The sequence below is a fragment of the Amycolatopsis regifaucium genome, from assembly GCF_001613935.1.
Taxonomy (GTDB): Bacteria; Actinomycetota; Actinomycetes; order Mycobacteriales; family Pseudonocardiaceae; genus Amycolatopsis; species Amycolatopsis regifaucium.
The window spans coordinates 1-1362 of sequence record NZ_LQCI01000033.1 but is presented as its reverse complement, the minus strand read 5'-3'; the positions used below and the strand labels follow the sequence as shown (position 1 = coordinate 1362).

At 66.3% G+C, this 1362-nt stretch carries 1 protein-coding gene and 1 pseudogene; one reads left to right on the top strand and one right to left on the bottom strand.

Features of this window, described 5'->3' with window-relative positions; translation table 11 throughout:
* Positions 1 to 348: 348 nt before the first annotated feature.
* Positions 349 to 705, bottom strand: a complete 357-nt coding sequence (locus AVL48_RS23805) for a VOC family protein (protein ID WP_063054136.1) — start codon at positions 703 to 705, stop codon at positions 349 to 351.
* A 127-nt stretch (positions 706 to 832) separates the two neighbouring features.
* Here AVL48_RS23805 and AVL48_RS40870 point away from each other — a divergent pair.
* Positions 833 to 1362 (top strand): annotated as a pseudogene (locus AVL48_RS40870) (IS1634 family transposase); the annotation flags it as partial.

Genomic DNA, 1362 nt, shown 5'->3' with positions numbered 1-1362 from the left:
CCGGTGGCGACCTGCATCGGGTTATTACCCGGGATGAGCTGCTCGACAACCTGATGCTCTACTGGCTGCCCGGCACCGGTGCCTCATCCGCCCGGCTGTACTGGGAAAGCCTCCGGCAGGTCAACGAATGAATCTCCGGGTCGGCCGGCGCGCCGGTGACTGTACCCACCGGCTGTTCGGTCTTCCCCAAGGAGCTGCAGCGCCCCGCCCCGGCGGTGGGCGGAGCGCCGGTTCCCGAACATCCGGTACTGGAACGAGCCCGGCAAGGGCGGCCACTTCGCGGCGTTCGAGCAGTCGGCGTTGTTCGTCGACGAGGTCCGGTCATTCTTCCGGCTGGTCCGCTGATGGTCACCCGTATTCGGTAAGCGGCTGGCTAAAGATCAACAAGTGCCCATCGGGTGTCCGTACGTTGAAGTCGCGCATCCCGTAGGGCCGGTCAGCCAGTGGCTCGACGATGTCGGCGCCGCGGGCGCGCAGCTCGTCGTGGCAGGAATCGACGTCGTCGACGACAACCGTCACCCTGGCCGGGCCGACGCTGCTTTCGGCGTACAGGTGGAACTCGGCGGTGTCGCGGATCACGGCCGCGTAGCTAGGTGGGCTCTCCCAGGTGAATATGGTGTCGAATCCGAGCACGTCCGTGAAGTACGACCGCGCTGCCTGCACATCTCGGCACGGCAGCACGGGAACCGCCACCCGCATGACCATTCCGTCACCTTACCTAACTTTTGCTCAAGATCGCTGATCTTGGGTAGAGTGCTGGCTGTTGAGCTGCGGTTTCGTCGTGTGAACGGCGAAATCTGCGCACTAAGCGGCCAGTTCTAGGCTGTCTCTCGTGGCGTATGTGCGCACGGTGAAGACGGCGTCGGGGCCAGCGCGGTGCAGATCGTGCACTCCTCGCGTCGCGGGTCGCGGGACATCGAGCACATCGGCTCGCGCATGACGATGCGGCGTTGGAGGCGCTCAAGGCGGTGGCGAGGCAGCGTCTGACTGTGGGGCAGCCCGAGCTCGACTTTGGCCCGGACTTCGCGGCGTTGCAGGCCGGCAGTGGGCTGGTGGTGGGCCGCTTGCGATCACGTCGTCGCGGATGGGGTACCTGTGGGACGCGCTCGGCCACGCCTACCAGCTGTTGGGGTTCGAGGAGGCCGCTGGTGGTGACGAGGTGTTCCGATTACTGGTGCTGGCACGGATCGTCGAGCCGACCAGCAAGCTGGACAGTCTGCGGGTGGTCGAGGAGGCAGGTTTCGACCCGCCGGCGTACGCGACCCTCAAGCGGCGTCTGCCCGCGTTCGCGAAAGAGTCCTTGCGGCAGAAGTTGGCCGCGGCGTGCGCCCGCACCGCTGATCTGGGGCCGGCGTCACTGGT